The 17,046-nt window shown below is 30.2% G+C and carries 11 protein-coding genes; 4 read left to right on the top strand and 7 right to left on the bottom strand.

Going from position 1 to position 17,046, the window contains the following annotated elements; translation table 11 throughout:
• Nucleotides 1-2: 2 nt before the first annotated feature.
• Together nuoE and L6653_RS00295 are read right to left on the bottom strand one after the other, a co-directional pair.
• On the bottom strand, nucleotides 3-503 hold the full coding sequence (gene nuoE, locus L6653_RS00300; protein ID WP_236784804.1) for an NADH-quinone oxidoreductase subunit NuoE: 501 nt from the start codon (nucleotides 501-503) through the stop codon (nucleotides 3-5).
• 2 nt (nucleotides 504-505) lie between these two features.
• Complete coding sequence (locus L6653_RS00295) at nucleotides 506-1,339, bottom strand: formate/nitrite transporter family protein (RefSeq protein ID WP_236784802.1); 834 nt, start codon at nucleotides 1,337-1,339, stop codon at nucleotides 506-508.
• Nucleotides 1,340-1,680: 341 nt separating this feature from the next.
• Here L6653_RS00295 and L6653_RS00290 point away from each other — a divergent pair, with 341 nt between their 5' ends.
• Nucleotides 1,681-1,962, top strand: coding sequence for a hypothetical protein (locus tag L6653_RS00290; protein ID WP_236784800.1), 282 nt, complete (start codon nucleotides 1,681-1,683; stop codon nucleotides 1,960-1,962).
• Nucleotides 1,963-2,336: 374 nt separating this feature from the next.
• Here L6653_RS00290 and rpoC read toward each other — a convergent pair whose 3' ends face one another.
• The 3 genes from rpoC to L6653_RS00275 all read right to left on the bottom strand — a co-directional run bounded on the left by rpoC (nucleotide 2,337) and on the right by L6653_RS00275 (nucleotide 10,388).
• Nucleotides 2,337-5,897 (bottom strand): DNA-directed RNA polymerase subunit beta', encoded by a 3,561-nt coding sequence (gene rpoC, locus L6653_RS00285; RefSeq protein ID WP_236784799.1) that lies wholly within the window; start codon nucleotides 5,895-5,897, stop codon nucleotides 2,337-2,339.
• Between the two features lie 10 nt (nucleotides 5,898-5,907).
• A complete protein-coding gene (gene rpoB / locus L6653_RS00280) occupies nucleotides 5,908-9,618 on the bottom strand; it encodes a DNA-directed RNA polymerase subunit beta (RefSeq protein WP_236784797.1) in 3,711 nt (1,236 codons plus the stop codon).
• Nucleotides 9,619-9,875: 257 nt separating this feature from the next.
• On the bottom strand, nucleotides 9,876-10,388 hold the full coding sequence (locus L6653_RS00275; protein ID WP_236784796.1) for a nitroreductase family protein: 513 nt from the start codon (nucleotides 10,386-10,388) through the stop codon (nucleotides 9,876-9,878).
• A 113-nt stretch (nucleotides 10,389-10,501) separates the two neighbouring features.
• On the opposite strand from L6653_RS00275, the gene L6653_RS00270 reads away from it, so the two are divergent.
• Complete coding sequence (locus L6653_RS00270; RefSeq protein WP_236784795.1) at nucleotides 10,502-11,185, top strand: hypothetical protein; 684 nt, start codon at nucleotides 10,502-10,504, stop codon at nucleotides 11,183-11,185.
• A gap of 43 nt (nucleotides 11,186-11,228) precedes the next feature.
• The gene (locus L6653_RS00265) at nucleotides 11,229-13,157 is read left to right on the top strand and encodes a fructose-1,6-bisphosphatase (RefSeq protein WP_236784794.1); all 1,929 of its coding nucleotides are present in this window, start codon (nucleotides 11,229-11,231) and stop codon (nucleotides 13,155-13,157) included.
• A gap of 44 nt (nucleotides 13,158-13,201) precedes the next feature.
• Here the strand turns inward: L6653_RS00265 and L6653_RS00260 are convergent, their stop codons facing one another.
• A complete protein-coding gene (locus tag L6653_RS00260; protein WP_236784793.1) occupies nucleotides 13,202-14,509 on the bottom strand; it encodes a V-type ATP synthase subunit I domain-containing protein in 1,308 nt (435 codons plus the stop codon).
• Nucleotides 14,510-14,644: 135 nt separating this feature from the next.
• Here L6653_RS00260 and L6653_RS00255 point away from each other — a divergent pair, with 135 nt between their 5' ends.
• A complete protein-coding gene (locus L6653_RS00255) occupies nucleotides 14,645-15,439 on the top strand; it encodes a histidinol-phosphatase HisJ family protein (protein ID WP_236784792.1) in 795 nt (264 codons plus the stop codon).
• Nucleotides 15,440-15,793: 354 nt separating this feature from the next.
• Here the strand turns inward: L6653_RS00255 and hydE are convergent, their stop codons facing one another.
• Nucleotides 15,794-16,828 carry a [FeFe] hydrogenase H-cluster radical SAM maturase HydE gene (gene hydE / locus L6653_RS00250; RefSeq protein ID WP_236784791.1) on the bottom strand — a complete coding sequence of 345 codons (1,035 nt, stop codon included), beginning with the start codon at nucleotides 16,826-16,828 and terminating at the stop codon, nucleotides 15,794-15,796.
• Nucleotides 16,829-17,046 lie beyond the last annotated feature (218 nt).

The following is a 17,046-nucleotide window of genomic DNA, read 5'->3' as shown; positions in this document are numbered from 1 at the left end:
ACCTACTTATTTTCTTCCAAAACTTTAGAAACATCATCTTTTGTAAAATGTTCTACTTGCTCTCCATTTATTTCAACAACTGGTGCTGCCCCACAATTTCCAAGACACCTTGTCTCTGAAATAGAAAATTTTCCATCTGGAGTGGTCTCGCCCTTTTTTATACCAAGTCTTTGTTCAAATTCATTTAAAATATCCACAGCTCCTTTTACATAGCAAGCTGTTCCAAGGCATATATGTATGTCAGTTTTTCCCTTTGGTATAAAGGTAAATTGTGAATAAAAAGTTGCAACACCATAAACTTCTGCAAGAGGAATATTTAGTTTATTTGAAATAAGTTCCATCATTTCATCTGGCAAATATCCAAAAATACTTTGTGCCTCTTGTAAAACTGGCATCAAAGGACCCTTTCTATCCTTGTTTTTTTCAATAAATCTTTTAAATTCATTAATTTTTTCTCTATTTTCTTCTTTGTCAAAAACAAAATTTCCTTTTATAGTTTTCATATTTAATCCTCTTTTTTTCTCAATGATAACCAATAAGCCAAACCAACAAAAATTCCTCCGCCAACAATATTTCCTAAAGTTACCGGGAGTAAATTATGGGTGAAAAATCCTGACCAAGTTAGTGTGCTAAGTCCATCACCAAGTCCACTTGCAGCCGCATAAGCTGGAACTGATTTTGCAAAAATTCCTGCTGGAATATAATACATATTTGCAATACTATGCTCAAAACCAGAAAGAACAAACAACATTACTGGAAAAAATGCACAAAGCATTTTGCCAACTTGACTATCAGATCCAAAAGACATCCAAACAGCCAAACAAACTAGCCAGTTACAAAAAATACCAAGGATAAAAGCCTCAGAAAATCCTAGATTTACCTTAGAATTTGCAATCAAAATTGTTCTTGCCCCAAGCATAGAATCTCCTGCATTCCATTGACCTGATTTCATCATTAAAAATGCTACAAAAACTGATCCAATAAAATTACCCAAATAAACAATGCCCCAAGCTCTTAAAAGCTCTTTAATATTAATTTTTTTATCATATACAGAAATAAGCATTAAATTATTTCCAGTAAAAAGCTCAGCCCCAGCAATAAGAACAAAAATCAAGCCCGGAGTAAAACACAAACCTTGAACTAATTTGCCAAGACCCAAAGTGTCTTTATTTGCTAGCAAATTAAAAGATGCAAAACTTGATCCTGCTGCTGCAAAAGCGATAAAAGCTCCTGCCAAAAATGAAAGGATAAAAAGTCTTTTTGCCTTTGCCCTAGCCTTATTAACATAAGCATTACTAACCTTATCCAAAATTTGATCTGGACTTAAAATATTTTGCATAATACCTCCTTATTTATTTAAAAAAATACATAAATTTACATAATTTTATATATTTACTTTCTATGTATTCTTAAATTAATTTTAAAGCTTTTTTTACTTTCTGTCAATCGATTTCATTGTTATATTTTCAATGATTATTTTTTAACGAATCTCGTTATATTTTTGTCAAGAAATCTTTTTCTTTTTTCGTTTTTATTCTCTTTTTTAGATTATAATTATTAAATATAAACTAATAATATTACAATGAAATAAAAATAAAAAATTACACAGGATGTTCTGTTTAAGCAAAATATTTGTAATAATAAAAAAATCCCCTATAATATTTAAGAAAGGAGATTTATATGAATTCCAAAGAAAATTACAAACAATATATACAAGCTCTTCCTTGTTCAGCGAGCCTAGTTTTACTTATTCAATATTTGGCTTATTTTTATATTTATAAAAACAATCAAGTTGATTCTTTAAAAAGATCCCTAGTTTTTTCAATAGGATTTTTAATTTTTTCCCTATTTCTTGCAAAAGTTCAAAAAGTTAATTTAAATTTAAAAAATATAAAATACAAAAAATTAACACTTATATCTTTACTTACTTTTATAATTTTAAATATTATAAACTCAATATAAAAGAGCCGGCAAACGCCGACTCTCAGACTGTTGACAAATTATACAAATCCTCACGCTAAGAATATCATACGGAAAAAATTGATTTGATTTCAAATTTAAAAATTCGTTAAAAAATCGCACTCTAAAATTTAAAGCAATGATATTTTATTAAATAAATTTACTTCAATTAAATTTTAATTCTTCGTTTTATTCCGAGGGATAAATATTAAAATCGTACCACTGGCACAATTTTAAGCTATTTATCTGTCCTCGCACTAGCGAGTTTGCGATTTTAGAATTTTGAAATTTAGAAATCAACAATTTTTGGAGTCAGATATTCGTGCTTGAGGATTTGTATATGCTTTAAGAGTCGGCTTTATGCCGACTCTTATTTTTTATTCATTTAGAGCTTCTTTTTCTCTATTTTCAATTTCTTCAATATTCATTTGTATTTGTGCATCTTCAAGGTCTTTATTTTCATAGTCTATATCAAAATCGTTGTAAACTTTCATACCTGTACCTGCTGGTATTAGTTTTCCTATGATTATGTTTTCTTTTAATCCTTTTAGATCATCAACTTTACCTTTTATTGATGCATCTGTTAAAACTCTTGTTGTTTCTTGGAAAGATGCTGCTGATAACCAAGATTCTGTTGCAAGTGATGCTTTTGTAATTCCTAGAAGTTGTTGAGAATATTTGCATGGTTCTTTTCCATCTTTTTCCATTTGTTCATTTACAATTCTTACTTCTCTAATCTCTTGTAATGAACCTGGTAAAAATTCTGTATCTCCAGCATCTTCTATTTTTACTTTTTTAAGCATTTGCTTTGTAATAACTTCTATGTGTCTATCATCAATTTCTACACCTTGAAGTCTATAAACTTTTTGAACTTCCTTGGTTATATAATCTTGAACTCCAATTTTTCCCAAAACTTTTAAAACATCATGTGGATCAAGAGATCCTTCAGTTAGTTGTTGTCCCTTTTCAACCACATCTCCTTCTGAAACTAAAAGTCTTGCTCCAAATGGAATATTATATTTTTTAGAATATCCATCTTCAGATAAAATTTCAACATCAGTTTTCTTTTCATTTTGAATTAGTGAAACTGTTCCAGAGTTTTCTGCAATAAATGCAAGTCCTTTTGGTTTTCTTGCTTCAAACAACTCTTCAACCCTTGGAAGACCTTGAGTAATTCCAACTCCTGCGATTCCTCCTGAGTGGAAGGTTCTCATTGTAAGCTGAGTACCCGGTTCACCGATTGATTGAGCAGCTATAATTCCTACAGCCTCCCCAATATTTACCTTTTTACCTGTAGCAAGGTTTCTACCATAACATTTTTCACAAACACCATGTTTAGATTTGCATTCAAGAACTGAACGAAGTTTAACTTCTTTAATTCCGTTTGCTACGATATTATCCGCCTTATCTTCATCGATAATTTGGTTTTTACCAACTATAAGTTCCCCATCATTATCATAAATATCTTCAAATGATGTACGACCTACAATTCTTGTAAATAAATTTTCAATCAACTCATTTCCATCTTTAAATTCATGAGCAATTACATATCCATCTGTACCACAATCATCTTCAGTTACGATAACATCTTGAGAAATATCTACCATTCTTCTTGTTAGATATCCTGAATCGGCAGTTCTTAAAGCTGTATCTGTAAGACCCTTACGAGAACCGTGAGTTGAAATAAAGTATTCTTGTACAGAAAGTCCTTCACGGAAGTTAGCCTTTATAGGAATTTCTATGATTTTTCCATCGGCTCTTGACATAAGTCCACGCATTCCACCTAATTGTCTGATTTGGTTTGTAGAACCACGGGCTCCAGAATCTGCAAATATTTTAATGTTATTATCAGATTTTAATTCATCAAGAAGAGCAGCTGTTACTTCATCAGTAGCTTCTCTCCAAATATCAATAACTTTTTCATATCTCTCGTTATCTGTTATAAATCCACGTCTATAAAGTTTTTCATACTTATCAACTTCTTCATCAGCCTTTGAAACTATATCCCATTTTTGATGTGGAATAGTAACGTCTGACATTGAAACTGTTAGTCCTGAAAGAGTTGAGAACTTATAGCCTGTTGATTTTATATAATCTAGAACTGAAGCTGTTTTAATATTTCCATGTTTTCTAAAGCAACGATCAACAATTTCTTTTAAAACACCAGATGATGTAACTTGATCAACTTCAAGAGAATATGGGTCTTCTTTTCTATTTACATATCCTAAATCTTGTGGAATTCCTTCATTGTAGATAAATCTACCAACTGAAGAATTTACAATTTTTCCAGGATCTTTTTCATCTTTTTTAATTCTTACTCCAACTTTTGTTTGAAGGGTAACATCATGATTTAAAAGAGCTTTTTTCATTTCTGAAATATCTTCAAAAATCATTCCTTCGCCCTTTGCACCTTCTTTTATAGTTGTTAGATAATATGCACCAAGAACCATATCTTGGGATGGAGTTGTGATTGCCTTACCATCTTTTAAACCAAGAATATTGTTTGTTGACATCATTAAAAGTCTTGCTTCAATTTGAGCTTCATTTGATAAAGGTAAATGGATTGCCATTTGGTCCCCATCAAAGTCCGCATTAAAAGCAGGACAAGCAAGTGGATGAAGTTTCATTGCTTTTCCTTCAACCAAAACTGGTTCAAAAGCTTGGATTCCAAGTCTATGAAGTGTAGGGGCACGGTTTAATAAAACTGGATGATCTTTTATTACATCTTCAAGTATTTCATATACTCTTGGATCTTTTTTCTCAACCATTTTTTTAGCAGATTTTAAATTATGAGCAAGGTCTTTTTCCACAACCTTATTCATAATAAAAGGTTTAAATAATTCTAGAGCCATCTCTTGTGGTAAACCACATTGGTTAAATTTAAGATTTGGACCTACAACTATTACAGAACGGCCTGAATAATCTACCCTTTTACCCAATAAGTTTTGTCTAAATCTACCACTTTTACCCTTTAATAAATCTGATAGAGATTTCATATTTCTGTTTGATGCACCTGTTACAGCACGACCACGTCTACCATTATCTATAAGAGCATCGACAGCTTCTTGGAGCATTCTTTTTTCATTTCTTACAATGATTTCTGGAGCTCCAATATCAAGAAGTCTTTTTAACCTGTTATTTCTATTTATAACTCTTCTGTATAAATCGTTTAAATCACTTGTTGCAAATCTTCCACCCTCAAGTTGAACCATTGGTCTAAGTTCTGGAGGCATAACTGGAAGAACATCAAGTATCATCCATTCTGGTTTATTACCACTTGTTAAAAATGCATCAACAACTTCAAGTCTTCTAGAAATTCTAACTTTCTTTTGTCCCTTTGCATCTTCAAGTTCTTTCATCAAAGATTCGTATTCTTTTTTAAGATCCATCTTAGCAAGAAGTTTTTTAACAGCTTCTGCTCCCATTTCAGCTTGAAATTCTGTATCGTCTGGGTAATTATCTAAGGCTTCTGAATATTCGCTTTCAGATAATTCTTGTTTTTCGTAATATTCAGTTTCACCTGGATTTATTACTACATATGAAGCAAAATATAAGATTTTTTCCAAAACCCTTGGGCTCATATCTAATAGAAGACCCATTTTTGAAGGGATTCCTTTAAAATACCATATATGACTTACAGGAGCTGCAAGTTCAATATGTCCCATTCTTTCACGTCTTACTTTAGATTTTGTTACTTCAACACCACATTTTTCGCAAACAACACCCTTATATCTAATCCTCTTGTATTTACCACAAGAGCATTCATAGTCCTTGGTCGGTCCAAAAATTTTCTCACAGAATAAACCATCTTTTTCAGGTTTAAGTGTTCTGTAATTAATAGTTTCTGGTTTTTTAACTTCACCATGAGACCATGATCTGATTTTTTCAGGAGATGCTATTTTCATCCTCATAGCACCAAATTCTTGTAATTCTGACAAAAAATCCCCCTTAATCTTCTAGCTCTTCTATTTCTTTACTTGTAGATTCTGTAGCTTCTACTTTTTCATCTTCTTTTGCTGATAGATTTGCTCCACTAAGTTTTTTGGATTGACTTCTAATTTTTGAAGCATCAATCTTTTCAACTTCTGAGAACTTATCTTGTTCATCTATATTTTCTTTAATTTCAATTACATTTCCATCTTCATCTAAAAGCTCAACATCTAGGGCTAGAGATTGTAATTCTTTTACCAATACCTTGAAAGATTCTGGTGTACCTGGTTCTGGAACATTTTCTCCCTTAACAATAGCTTCGTAAGTTTTAACTCTTCCTGTAACATCATCTGATTTTACTGTTAACATTTCTTGAAGAGTATGACTTGCTCCGTATGCTTCTAGGGCCCAAACTTCCATTTCTCCAAATCTTTGTCCACCAAATTGTGCCTTTCCACCTAAAGGTTGTTGGGTTACAAGTGAGTAAGGTCCAATACTTCTAGCGTGGATTTTTTCTTCAACCATGTGGTGAAGTTTTAGCATATACATTACTCCAACTGTAACTGGGTTATCAAATTCTTCTCCGGTCCTACCATCACGAAGTCTGATTTTTCCTGTTTTATTTACATATGGAGCTATTTTTTGAGCTTGTTCTAACGCTTCTTCTATTTCTGTATCCAAAGCACCATCAAATACTGGTGTAGCAATCTTCCATCCCATAGTTCTTGCAGCAAGTCCCATGTGAACTTCCAAAACTTGTCCGATATTCATACGTGAAGGAATACCTAGTGGGTTCAAGCAAATTTGAATTGGAGTTCCGTCTGGTAAGAAAGGCATATCTTCTCTTGGCATAATTCTTGAAACGACACCCTTGTTACCGTGTCTACCACACATTTTGTCTCCAACCATGATTTTTCTTTTAGTTGCTACAAAAACTCTTATTACTTTATTTACACCTGGAGATAATTCATCTCCATCTTTTTTGTTGTATTCTTTAACATCAACAACAATACCACTTTCTCCGTGTGGAACTGTAAGAGATGTATCACGAACTTCACGAGCTTTTTCTCCAAAGATAGCTCTTAATAATCTTTCTTCTGGAGATAGTTCAGTTTCTCCTTTTGGTGAAACTTTTCCTACCAAGATATCGCCACTTTTAACTTCTGCGCCGATTCTTATAACTCCATTTTCATCAAGATTTTTCTTCATGTCATCGCCAACATTTGGGATATCTTTGGTTATTTCTTCAGCACCAAGTTTGGTCTCACGAGCTTCGCATTCATGCTCTTCAATGTGAACTGATGTAAGAACATCATCCATTACTAATTGTTCATTTAAAAGCATAGCATCTTCGTAGTTATATCCTTCCCATGTTGTAAAGGCTATAAGGATATTTTTACCAAGGGCAAGCTCACCTTGTTCTGTTGAAGGACCATCTGCAATTATTTCATTTGCCTCAACATGTTCTCCAAGTTTTACAATTGGTCTTTGGTTAATTGTTGTTCCTTGATTGGCACGTCTAAATTTAAGAAGTCTATAATAATCAATTTCTCCATCAGAATCTCTTTTAATTCTGATTTTTTCATCTCCAACATAGACAACTTCTCCAGCATTTTTGCTTATTACACAAACTCCTGAATCTTTTGCAGCCCTGTGTTCAATTCCTGTAGCAATTATTGGTGCTTGGGATTTTAAAAGTGGAACTGCTTGTCTTTGCATGTTGGCACCCATTAGAGCACGAGTTGAATCGTCGTTTTCTAGGAAAGGAATTAAACTTGCTCCAACTGATACGATTTGTTGAGGAGAAACGTCCATATATTCTACAGTTTCTCTAGGATAAATATCATTCTCACCATTAATACCACGACCTGATACACGATCATTTATAAATCTATTGTTCTCATCAAGTGGTTCGTTGGCTTGGGCAATTATGAAATTATCTTCAACATCTGCTGTTAGATAATCTATTTCGTCTGTTACGTGGCCATCTTTTCCAACTTTTCTGTAAGGTGTTTCTATAAATCCATATTTATTTATTCTTGCATAAGTTGTAAGAGATGTTATTAGACCAATGTTTGGTCCTTCTGGAGTTTCTATTGGACAAATTCTTCCATAGTGGGAATCATGAACGTCCCTTACTTCTACTCCTGCCCTATCTCTTGAAAGTCCACCTGGTCCTAGTGCTGATAATCTTCTTTTATGAGTTAGCTCACTCATTGGATTTGTTTGATCCATAAATTGTGAAAGCTGACTGGATCCGAAAAATTCTTTTATTACTGCTGTAACTGGTTTTATATTTATAAGTCCTTGAGGAGTTGCAAGGTCAGGATCTTGAGTTGTCATTCTTTCTCTTACAACTCTTTCCATTCTTGCAAGACCAATTCTAAATTGATTTTGTAATAATTCTCCAACGCCCCTAACTCTTCTGTTTCCTAAGTGGTCTATATCATCAACTTCACCAATTCCTTCAAAAAGGTTAAATTGATAGTTTACTGCAGCAAGAATATCAGATTTTACTATATTTTTTGGACAAAGTTCTTTCTTTCTTCTTTCAATTTCATTTAAAATTGATTCTTTATCTTCATTTTCATCAAGTATTTCTCTCATTACTGGATAATATACTTTTTCTGATAATTCAAGATCTTCAAGATCAAATTCTTCTAATTCTTCAAAAGCATCAAGATACACAAAGTGGTTTCCACAAATTCTTAATTCTTTGTCCTCACCGTTTTCTTGTTTTACAATTATGTCTACAACATTAATTCCACTGTTTTCTATATTAATAGCAGTAGATCTGTCTATCATTTCTCCAGCTTTTACAAAAAGCTCACCTGTTTCATCGCTTACTACATCTTTTGCAGAAATTTGATCTATAATTCTGTTGTGTAAGGCTAATTTTTTGTTGTATTTGTATCTTCCTACTTTAGCAAGGTCATATCTTCTATCGTCGAATAAAAGATTATTTATTAAATTTTGTGCAGATTCAAGACTGGCAGGATCTCCCGGCTTTAATTTTTTATAAATTTCTATTAAAGCTTCTTCGCTTGTTTCTGAATTTTCTTTTTCTAGGGTATTTCTTAAATGTTCTGTATCACCTAAGGCTTCTATTATTTCTTCGTCGTTTTCAAAAAGTAAAGCTCTTACAAGAGTTGTAGCTGGAAGTTTTCTTGTACGATCAAGTCTAACATTTACTGTATGAGATGCATCTGTATCAAATTCTATCCATGCTCCTCTGTTAGGTATAACTGTTGAAGAATACATTTTGTTTCCTGATTTATCAAGCTCTGATGCGTAATAAACTCCAGGACTTCTTACAAGCTGACTTACAATAACTCTTTCTGCACCGTTTATTACAAAGGTTGCTGAATCTGTCATCATTGGGAAATCTCCCATAAATACTTCTTGCTCTTTTACTTCTTCAGTTTCCTTGTTAATAAGTCTAGCCTTAACTTTAAGGTCTCTAGAATATGTTGTATCTTTGTATTTTGCTTCTTCTATTGTATATTTTGTTTGATCATCAAAATCATATCCGACAAATTCAAGTATTAAATTGCCATTATAATCTTCAATTGGGGAAATATCTTCCAAGATTTCTCCCAAGCCTTCTTCGACAAACCACCTATAAGAATCTTTTTGAACTTTTAATAGGTTTGGCAAGTCAAGAACTTGAGGAAATTTAGAAAAGCTAACACGTTCAGTTTTACCAAATAACTCTTTATGATATTGCACTATAAATTACTCCTTTATCTTGCTTTAAGCCTAAAACTTTGCTTATGACCTTTTATGTATTTTGGGGCTTTTTTACATTAAAATAAGCCTTTTTTACATAAATAAAAAATCTCGCTAAATTAGAATTCTAGCAATTGTTTATTATATCACTCCATGCTAGTAAGTGTCAAATAATTTAGGAGATTTTTAAACTTTATTTTTATCTCTATAGAATTTTTTACTTACTATATATTTTTTTATGATTTTGTCAAATAATCTTAGTCTATATAATTTGTTTTTATTTGGTGATTTTTTCCTTTTAATTCTTCTTTAGCATATCCTAAGATAAGACCATGAACTGGGTAGAAATTTTCTTCAAGATTTAATTTTTTTATAAATTTCGCGTTTTTATCAAATCTTTCAAACATTCCTCTTATATAGCAAGATCCTATTTCAAGGTCGGTTGCTTTTAGGGACATATTTTCAATTATACAAGCTGTATCTTCAAGTCTTGTAACATGTCCATCTTTGGCTGAAATTATTATTAAATATGGAGCTGAATAAATTGGATTTGCTTTTGGGTCATTGACAATTTCTCTTGCTTCTTCTAAAATTTCTTTTATAAAATCCTTGTTTGTAATCACAGTTATAGCCATATTTTCATATAAGCTTCTTCCAACCGGTGCCTTTGTTCCTGCTTTTACAATTTTTTCCAAATTTTCTCTTTCAATTTTTTTGTCTAAAAATTTTCTTGTTGATACTCTTTTGCCTATTACTTTATCGAATTCCATAATATCTCCCTTCTTTTCTTTATTATACTATAAATAATTTTATCAAAAATCTTTTTTATAATTGACTATATTTCATATCCTTGTGGTATAATTAATTTAAATAGGAGGATTTGATGAAAAAAATCAGTAAGTTTTTTTTAAGTTTAGGAGCAATTTATTATTTATTTTTAAGCTTGGCTCTTTTTTTGGCAAGTTTATTTTCTATGTTCGTTGATGGAAAATATGTTTTTGCTATTTTTGATTTGTTAGGCTTTTCTAATATATCTCTTTCTATAATTAAGCCTATTTTATTTGTGATGTTATTTTTAATCTTTATATTAATTGCATCAATAGACAGAAAGATTTTTAAATCAATTAAAAACGGAGAATATTTTTTATTTAATATTTTCACAGGATTTTTCTTTATTTTTCTTTCTATTATAGGTCATGTTTTTCTCAAAGATAAAATTTTTATAATCACTTATGTTTTTAATGTGATTTTAATCATTGGCTCAATGATTGCATTAAAGGAAAAAAGCAAAGTGTATTATAAAGAAGAAAACTCTTCTGAAGATATTGTTTCTTTTCATGATTTAGAAAATCAAAAAAATATTGAAGACGAAAATGAAAAAGAAATCATAGATAATGAAGATATCACTGACGAAGAAATTGAAGACTTAAAATTAGATGATGATGTTGTCGAAATTATAGAAGTTAATAATAGCGATGAGTCTAAAGATACAGATAAATCAAATTTAGATCAAGATAGTGAAAAAGAACAAGTAAAATTTAATGAAAAAGATATGAGAGAAAAGTAAGCATAGTCTTACTTTTTTTTGAAATTATTATGAAAGGGTTTTTATGAACGAAAAATATTTAAATCTTCTTAGAGAAAATTATCCAAGTAGGACTCATTTGGTTGATGAATTAATTGGTTTGAACGCAAAATTATATCTTCCAAAGGGAACTGAGTACTTTTTTTCTGACCTTCACGGTGAGGCTAAGGCTTTTATTCATTTATTAAGATCAGCCGCTGGAAACATTAGGGATAAAACCAGCCAATATTTTGGCGATACTCTTATTAAAAAAGACCAAGATGATCTTGCAAGTTTGATTTATAATCCTGAAATGGAGCTTGTAAGATTAAAGGAAGAAAATATTATTGATGATGATTGGTACACAATAAACATTCACAGACTTGTGAATTTGTTTAGGTTTGTTTCTACCAAATATCCAAAAGATACGGTAAAAGAAAAATTTCCTACAAATTACAAGGAAATTATCGATGAACTTTTGTATACTAATGATTCCGAATTTAATAAAAAACTTTATTATGAAAAAATAATTGAAAATATCATTAGATATAAGGCTGCCGATGATTTTATTATAGTTTTATCTTCTCTAATTCAAAGAATTTCTGTTGATAGCCTCCACATAGTTGGGGATATTTACGACAGGGGTCCTGAACCTCATGTTATTATGGATGAATTAATTGCTTTTCCAAATGTTGATATTCAATGGGGAAATCACGATCTTGCCTGGATGGGAGCTGTCAGCGGAAACAAGGCTTTGATTGCAGCCTGCCTTTGTAATGCTTTTTCCTACAATAATTTTGATTTTCTTGAAGAAGGTTACGGGATAAATTTAAGACCTCTTTATGAATTTTCTATGAAAACTTATAGGGATGATCCTTGTGAGAGATTTATGCCAAAAATTTTTGAAGAAAATATTTACGATAAGGTCAATAAGGATGTTGCTGCAAAAATGTTTAAGGCAATGAGTGTAATTAGGTTTAAATTAGATAGCTTGCTTCTTGAAAGAAATCCAGAATTTAATATGGATGATAGGAATTCATTAAAACATATTGATTTTAATAATATGACCTACAAAAACGCCAAACTTCTTGACACAAATTTCCCAACTGTAGACCCAAAAGATCCTAGCAAATTAACCTACGAGGAAGAATTTATTATCGATACCCTCCAAAAAGAATTTTCAAAAAATCTTCTTTTAAATAAGCACATTAAATTCATGTATACAAATGGTTCAATGTACAAAAAATCTAACGGGTCTCTCCTATTTCACGGTTGTATTCCAATGGATGAGGATGGAAATTTCCAAGAAGTGAAAATAAATGGCAAATCCTACAAAGGTCGTGCCATGCTAGATATTTTTGATAAACTTGCAAGAGATGCTTATTTTTCAAAAGATCCAAAGAAAAAAGAATTTGCTCAAGATATATGCTGGTATCTCGTTTGTGGCAAAAAATCTCCAATTTTTGGCAAAAGTCAATATTCATATTTTGAAAATCTATTGGTAGACGATAAAAAATTAAAGTATGAAAAAATGAACCCTTATTATGATTTGAACAAAAAAGAAGAAATTTGCGATAAAATTTTGGATGAATTTGATATGAAATGCGAAAGAAGAAGAATTATAAATGGTCACGTCCCAGTTAGGGTCAAAGAAGGTAAAAAACCCGTAAGAGCAAATGGAAAATTGTATGTAATTGACGGGGGAATTTCTAAACCCTACCAAAAAAAGACAGGCATTGCAGGCTACACATTGATGTATAATTCCCACCATGTTGCCCTTGCCGAACACCTTTCTTATTCCAATATCAGAGATAATATGGGATCCTACACACCAAAAATTTATGAAACTGAAAAACTCATTCCAAGAATGCTAATAAAAGACACAGACGAGGGCGAAACAATTAGAACTAGGATAGAAGTTTTAAAAGAAGTCTTGGACCTTATTGATAATGGGAAAAATATTTCAAATAAATAAAAAAAATCTTCAAGTTTTGCTTGAAGATTTTTCTTTATTATTTATTATTTTTTACTTTTCTTTGATGTAAAGAAATATGCAATTCCTGCAAGAATTAAAACTACAAGAACAATTCCTACAGATTTTACTCCTGTTCTTACAAAGGAACGGCTTTTTTTAATGCCGCTACCAGATTTTGGAACTGAAACTTGTCTTGATATTTTTTTCAATTTTCCTTTGTTTTGATCTTCTTTTTGATTTTTTTCTATAGCTTTTCCTATTTCAGCTTTTAATTTTTCTATACTTTCTAAATTTGAATCTTCCTTATCAGGCAATTCATTAATTAATTTAGCAAATTTTTCTTGATCTTCTCCTGATAATTTGTCCTTATTTTTTTCAAAATATTCAAAAAGTTTATTATGTTCTTCTTCAAATTTATTTCCGTCTAAATTATTATAAGCTGATTTATAAGCACTAACCAAAACATTTACATTATTAACTTCTTCCTTATTATTAAGTTTATTGTAAGCTTGTTTTATAGATTCTAGACTTTGGTTAAATTTATCTTTTAAATCTTTGCTTGCTTTTTTATAATAAGTAGCTTTTTTTATTTCTACTTCTTGGTCAATAATTCCTTTTAAAGTTTTAATATCAGCTTTTCTTTTTTCCTCTTTGACTTGTGCGTTATGCTCTTCAACTTTTTTATTTAAACTATCGATAGCTTTTTCTACCTTATCAAGATTTGATTTTTCATCATCCAAAACTGCTTTTTCATTCTTAAAATCAAGACCAGAGTTCTTATTTTTATCTAGACCTTCTTTTAAAATCTTTTTAAATTCTTCTAACTTCTTATTGTAATTTTCAATATTTGATTTAGTATTATTGAGATTTTCTATTTGTTTTTCGTAATCTTCATAAGTTTCATAAGTTTCATATGAATCTTTGTATTCTTCAATTTCTTTTTTCAAATCATCAGACAAAGAATCCACATTTAATTTTAAAACTTCTTTCTTTAAATCATCGTATTGTTTTTGTATATCCTCATATTGTTTTTGTATATAAGATAATTCAATATTTTTAATAGAATTTAAAATATCTTCTTTTCTTTCTTCTAAGTTTTCAGTATTTAAATCTTTAATTAATTCTTTATAATTTTTTTTATCATCTTCTGATAACGCTTTAAAAGCATCAGATTGCAAAAAGTCGTTAGATTTTTTTATAACTTCTTCTGGACTTAATTCTTTTTCTTTATTTTCTTCTACAGCTTCTTCAGCATATGCAACATTAATATTACTTGAAACTAGGCTATTAATTGGTGCGAATGCCAAAGATAAACCAAGTCCCAAAATTAAAATTTTACTATTTTTTTTCATAATTCCTCTCTCCTGTTTAACTTCTAATTATGATTATATCAAATTTTTTAAAAAAATTGTAGTTTTTATCAAATTTATCTTAAAGAAAATATATGTTATCATATATGAAGAAAGAATAAAAAAGAAAGGAATAATATGCAAGACTTACATTTACATTCAAATTTTTCTTTTGATTCAAACACGAACCCAGAAGAAAATATAAAATCAGCCATAAAAAATGATATAAAAATAATGGCCTTTACAGACCACATGGATAATTTTTGCCAAAATTCTAGAGATATATCCTTTGACCTTGAAGAATATTTTTCTACTATATATAAGCTTAGAGAAAAATATAAAAATCAAATAAAAATTCTAGCAGGTATTGAAGTGGGTATAGCCTATGAAAATGCAGATAAAATAAACAAATTTATCGAAGAAAATCCCTTTGATTTTGTAATCGGATCAATACATGCGGTTGAATTTGAAGATGTTTGGTCAAATAGGAAAAATATAGAAAAAAATCCAGCATATTATTATAGAAAATATTATAAGTATATGCTAAATTCCGTAAAATCCTGCAAAAACTTCTCAGTTTTGGGCCATATCGACTACATTGACAGGTACCTTGAAGATAAATCAGTAATACCAGATTTTTCATTTTATGAAGACTTGGTTGAAGAAATTTTAAAAGAATTAATAAAAACAAATAGAGGTTTTGAATATAATACAGCAGGTTTTAGAAATGATTTATCACATGCTAACCCAAAAGATAAAATTTTAGAAAAATACAAAAATCTAGGAGGAAATATAATAACTCTTGGCTCAGATTCTCATTTTCCAGATACAATTTCCTATAAAATAAATGATGGAATAAAACATTTAAAAGATTTAGGCTTTGACCATATTTCATATTTTGAAAATAAAAAAGAAAAAACAATAGAAATTTAAAAGGCTTATAAAGAGCTTCAAATTGAAGAAAAGGTATATAAATTCTCATGCTAAGAATATCATACGGAAAAAATTGATTTGATTTCAAATTTAAAAATTCGTCAAAAATCGCACTCTAAAATTTAAAGCAATGATAATTTATTAAATCAATTAACTTCAATTAAATTTTAATTCTTCGTTTTATTCCGAGGGATAAATATTAAAATCGTGCCACTGGCACAATTTTAAGCTATTTATCTGTAATCGCGTTAGCGAGTTTGCGATTTTAGAATTTTAAAATTTAGAAATCATCAATTTTTGGAGTTAGATATTCGTGCTTGAGAATTTGTATGCGCTCCGTGCTCAAAAGAGCCTTTATTCATACATTTTTTTATAAGTAGACACATCTCCCCTGTGGGTTACTATATTGTAGCCTGCTTTTTTTATTCTAAGTTCCAAACAATTTCTACATTCTGCCGCCTCATCTCCTGTGCAAATTTTATTATCATATAATGAATAAAGTTCTCTATAAGATGTTGGAGATAAATTTGGCATTAGGACATTTGCCCCCGCCTTTAGGCCCTCTTCCCTTCCAAAGGGATTTATTGTTCCAAGTGCAGTCGTTGCTGGTATCAAACAATAAGGAAACATTAATCTTAAAATAGAAACAAGTCTTAAAGTTTTTTTGTAGGATCCGTTTTCCATATTTTTAAATGGAGTATCATGTTGGGATAAATATGGGCCGATTCCTATCATATCTGGTTTCAATTTTTGTAAAAATCTTATATCTGATATTAAATCTTCATCTGTTTGGAAAGGGGAACCAACCATAAAACCTCCCCCAACTTGAAATCCAATTTCTTTTAAATCAAAAAGAGCTCTTCTCCTATTTTCAAAAGACATTTCTTTTGGATGAATTTTATAATAATGATTTTTGTTTGACGTTTCTTCTCTTAATAAGAACCTATCAGCTCCAGCATCAAAAAATTTCTTGTAAGATTCTTTTGACCTTTCCCCAATAGATAGAGTAATAGCACAATCTGGATGAATTTTTTTGATCTCTTTTACAATTTTACAAATATCTTCATCTTTATAGGTTAAGTCTTCCCCACCTTGGAGGACAAAAGTTCTGTAACCTAATTTGTAACCAATTTTTGCACAAATAATAATTTCATCAAAAGAAAGCCTATATCTTTTTACATTTGAATTTGATTTTCTTATACCACAATAATAACAATCATTTTTACAATAATTTGTAAATTCAATTAATCCTCTGACAAAAACATCTTTGCCATAAATTTCTTGTCTGACCTTGTCGGCTTTTTTTGCCAAATATTCGTTATATACGTCATCTTTTAAAAATTTTAGAAGTTCTTCATCAGAAAAATTTTCAGCTTTTACAAATCCCATTATCTACCCACTCCTTTTGTATTCATCTATTATAACAAAAAATATAGTATAAGAAAAATTTAGAAATTTTTAAAAAATATAGATTTTTTATTTCTACATAATTTCTACACATTCATAGGATAATATAATGCTTGTGAAAACGAGTTGTAAATATTTTGTAACTATTGTTACGGAATAGAAATAATTTAAAGAATATAACTAGGAAATAGTTACAATAA

Source organism: Anaerococcus ihuae (assembly GCF_928368155.1).
Lineage (GTDB): Bacteria > Bacillota > Clostridia > Tissierellales > Peptoniphilaceae > Anaerococcus > Anaerococcus ihuae.
Note: the sequence above shows the minus strand (reverse complement) of the source record. Positions and strands in the feature narration are given on the sequence as shown.